Raw genomic sequence first — 2,928 nt, 5'->3', positions numbered from 1 at the left:
GCCGACGCCGGCCCCGTGCGGGCCTAGCCGCGGTCACTGGCCGTGGGCTGAGCCGCGGGCGCATGCGCTGGCCACGGGCGTTGATCTGCGCGCGTCGCGCGAGGGTGCCGACTCGCGGCATCCTCTTATCAAGTGCCCGGTAACATGAAAACGTGGCACAGGGAGCGCGGCCGGTCAGGCCCAAAATGCAGCGATTGAATCCTTCGGAGACCCTCGGGGCACCGGCGTCCGCCGGACAGCCGTCCGGAAAGCAGGCGGGTAAGCCAGCCGGGAAGGCAGCGGGCAAGCCCGCCAACTCCGGTCGATCCGGAAACCCGGCGAAGCGGAACGGCGCAGAGGCGCACGGCCGCTCCGGCCCGGCGACGGCCGGCGACTGGATCTCCGGCGCGCGCCTTCGCACCCTTCCCCTCGCGATCGCCCCGGTCGCCCTCGGCACCGGCGCGGCCATCGTCGCGAGCGACCCGGGCGTCTTCCACCCGGTCCGCGCCCTGCTCGCGCTCATCGTGGCACTCTGCCTGCAGATCGGCGTGAACTACGCGAACGACTACTCCGACGGCATCCGCGGCACCGACGCCTACCGCGTCGGCCCGGCCAGGCTGACCGGCGGAGGAGCGGCGAGGCCGCGGTCCGTGCTCACCGTCGCGCTCGCGTTCTTCGGGCTCGCCGCGTTCGCGGGTCTCGTGCTCGTGATCCTGAGCGGCCAGTGGTGGCTGCTGCTCGTCGGCGCCGCCGCGATCGTCGCAGCCTGGTTCTACACCGGCGGCAAGCGTCCCTACGGCTACTTCGGCCTCGGCGAGCTGTTCGTGTTCGTGTTCTTCGGACTCGTCGCAACCGCGGGCACGACCTTCGTGCAGGTCGGAACGGTGAACCTTGAGAGCTGGCTCGGCGGGGTCGCGATCGGGCTCATCGCCTGCGCCGTGCTGATGGTCAACAACCTGCGTGACATCGTCCCGGACAAGGCGTCCGGCAAGCGCACCCTCGCGGTGCTGATCGGCAACCTGCCCGGCCGCATCGTCTTCTGCGTGCTGCTGCTCGTGCCGTTCGCGATCGCGGCCTTCTTCGCGCTCTTCTACCCGCTCGCCTGGTTCGTGCTCTTCGTGCTCCTGCTCGCCCTTCCGGCGTGCCTGATCACCGTCACAGCGAAGACCGCGGCCGAGCTCATCCTGGCGCTCAAGCTCACGAGCTTCAGCGCGCTCCTGTACGGCCTGCTACTGGGCGCTGCCTTCGCGTTCTGACGCCGCTGACCCAGCGGTCGTGACGGGCGCAGCGGATGCCGCGGCCCGCGTCGTCGCCCGGCCGGCGGCATCCGCTGCCTCGGCAGAGGCGACCGCGGCAGAAGCAGCGGCGTCGGCGGCACGGTCGATCGCCGCGTCCTCCGACTCCGCGTCGGGATGTACGACCTCAGCGGTGGGGTGCCGGGCAGTGTACAGGTCGAGGGCGACCTGCTCCCTGGGCTTCCGCAGGAAGATGTACGACAGGCAGAGCCCGATCAGGGCCGCGACGATGGCGGAGACCCACCAGACGATCGAGAGCATCAGCAGTACCGCGAGGGGTACTGCGAACATGAGGATGCGGTAGACCGAGTAGCTCAGCCAGGACGGGACAGCTTTCATACTTTCAGCATAGATTGTGGTTCCGATCGTTAGATTTGCGGACCTCTGCGTACTCACCGATCTCTCGGGTGATATACGTAGAATGAGCGGATGGTAAAGGTGTGGCTTGTCGTAGGAATTGCGGTCATTCTCGTGACCGTCTATGCGCTCGTCGAGTGTGTCACCTTCGACCGCGGTCGGATCCGCGGATTGCCGCGCTGGGTCTGGGTCTTTGTGATCGTCCTGGTCCCCGTCGTCGGCGCCCTCCTCTGGCTGTTCATCGGCCGTGGCAGCAACCAGAGTTCCGCGCCCGGTCGCGGCCCATCGCGGCAGCTGGCCCCCGATGACGATCCCGATTTTCTGAAGAGCCTCGGCCGGGACCGGCTCCAGGAGGAGCGCATCCGCCAGATGGAGCAGGAGCTCGCCGACCTCGACAAGCCGGACGCGACCGACAAGCCAGACCGACCGGGCAAGGGCCAGAACTCCGGCCCCGGCAAGGGGCAGGCCGCCGGCAACGCCGGGCCATCGACGGGCCAGTCCACCGGCCCGGCGAAGGGTCCCGCCGCAGCCGAACCCAAGAAGACGACCGACCCTGGCGAGGGCGAACTGCCTGGCCGCCGGGATGCCTGACCCGATCCTGACCGACACCGCGGCCGTGGGTGAAGGCCTGCCCTTCACCAGTCCGGCGGCCACCGGCAGCCCCGCGACCGATTTCAGCGTCGCCCTCCTCGGCGCGTTCGTGAGCCTCGGCATCCGCGACATCGTCGTGAGCCCCGGTTCCCGCTCGCAGGCGCTCGCCCTGGTCGCCGCGGAACTCGAACGCCTCGGCCTGGTCCGCCTGCACGTGCGCATCGACGAACGCGGCGCCGGTTTCCTCGCGCTCGGCCTCGCGGTCGAGACCGGCGTGCCCGCCCTCGTGATCTGCACGTCCGGCACCGCCGTCGCCAACCTGCACCCCGCGGTGCTCGAGGCCCATCACTCCGGGGTGCCCCTCATCGTGCTGACGGCCGATCGCCCCGTCGAACTCCGCGGCATCCGCTCGAACCAGACGACCGTGCAGACCGGGCTCTTCGGCGTCGCGACCCGGCTCTGCCTCGACGTACCGGCCCCCGGTGCTGCTGCGATTGCTGCTGCCGGTGCCCCGGCCGGCCATGCCGGCGATGCCACCGAGTCCCGTGCCGACGGTGCGGGCCGTTCTTCCGACGCTGTCCGCGCTGCCGAACTCGCCGCCCGGTCGATGGATGCCGCCACCGGAGGCCGCTCGCTCGACCCCGGTCCCGTGCAGCTCAACCTCGCCTTCCGGGAGCCCCTCTCCGCCCCCGTGACCCTTGAGCGC

4 protein-coding genes are annotated in these 2,928 nt (G+C 70.2%); 3 read left to right on the top strand and 1 reads right to left on the bottom strand.

Annotation, left to right across the window (positions count from 1 at the left end; all coding sequences use genetic code 11):
* Nucleotides 1-185: 185 nt before the first annotated feature.
* Nucleotides 186-1,235 (top strand): 1,4-dihydroxy-2-naphthoate polyprenyltransferase, encoded by a 1,050-nt coding sequence (locus tag QN345_RS17575; RefSeq protein WP_134448821.1) that lies wholly within the window; start codon nucleotides 186-188, stop codon nucleotides 1,233-1,235.
* Here QN345_RS17575 and QN345_RS17570 read toward each other — a convergent pair.
* Nucleotides 1,209-1,613: a DUF4229 domain-containing protein gene (locus tag QN345_RS17570; RefSeq protein ID WP_134448788.1), complete on the bottom strand. Its 405-nt coding sequence runs from the start codon at nucleotides 1,611-1,613 to the stop codon at nucleotides 1,209-1,211. The two genes, QN345_RS17575 and QN345_RS17570, sit on opposite strands and share 27 nt — an antisense overlap.
* A 90-nt stretch (nucleotides 1,614-1,703) precedes the next feature.
* Between QN345_RS17570 and QN345_RS17565 the strand changes: the two genes are divergently transcribed.
* Together QN345_RS17565 and QN345_RS17560 are read left to right on the top strand one after the other, a co-directional pair.
* Nucleotides 1,704-2,222 carry a PLDc N-terminal domain-containing protein gene (locus QN345_RS17565; protein ID WP_134448789.1) on the top strand — a complete coding sequence of 173 codons (519 nt, stop codon included), beginning with the start codon at nucleotides 1,704-1,706 and terminating at the stop codon, nucleotides 2,220-2,222.
* Nucleotides 2,215-2,928 (top strand): thiamine pyrophosphate-binding protein (locus QN345_RS17560; RefSeq protein ID WP_323508977.1); only part of this gene is annotated, 714 nt, incomplete at its 3' end. The genes QN345_RS17565 and QN345_RS17560, both read left to right, overlap by 8 nt.

The organism is Cryobacterium sp. 10I1 (genome assembly GCF_035019805.1).
GTDB lineage: Bacteria > Actinomycetota > Actinomycetes > Actinomycetales > Microbacteriaceae > Cryobacterium > Cryobacterium glucosi.
This window is presented reverse-complemented; position numbering and strand designations above follow the sequence as displayed.

Bases quoted from the DNA above. Each gene is read 5' to 3' on its own strand.
- QN345_RS17570 (WP_134448788.1), bottom strand. From the start codon at position 1,613: ATGAAAGCTGTCCCGTCCTGGCTGAGCTACTCGGTCTACCGCATCCTC.
- QN345_RS17565 (WP_134448789.1), top strand. From the start codon at position 1,704: ATGGTAAAGGTGTGGCTTGTCGTAGGAATTGCGGTCATTCTCGTGACC.
- QN345_RS17575 (WP_134448821.1), top strand. From the start codon at position 186: ATGCAGCGATTGAATCCTTCGGAGACCCTCGGGGCACCGGCGTCCGCC.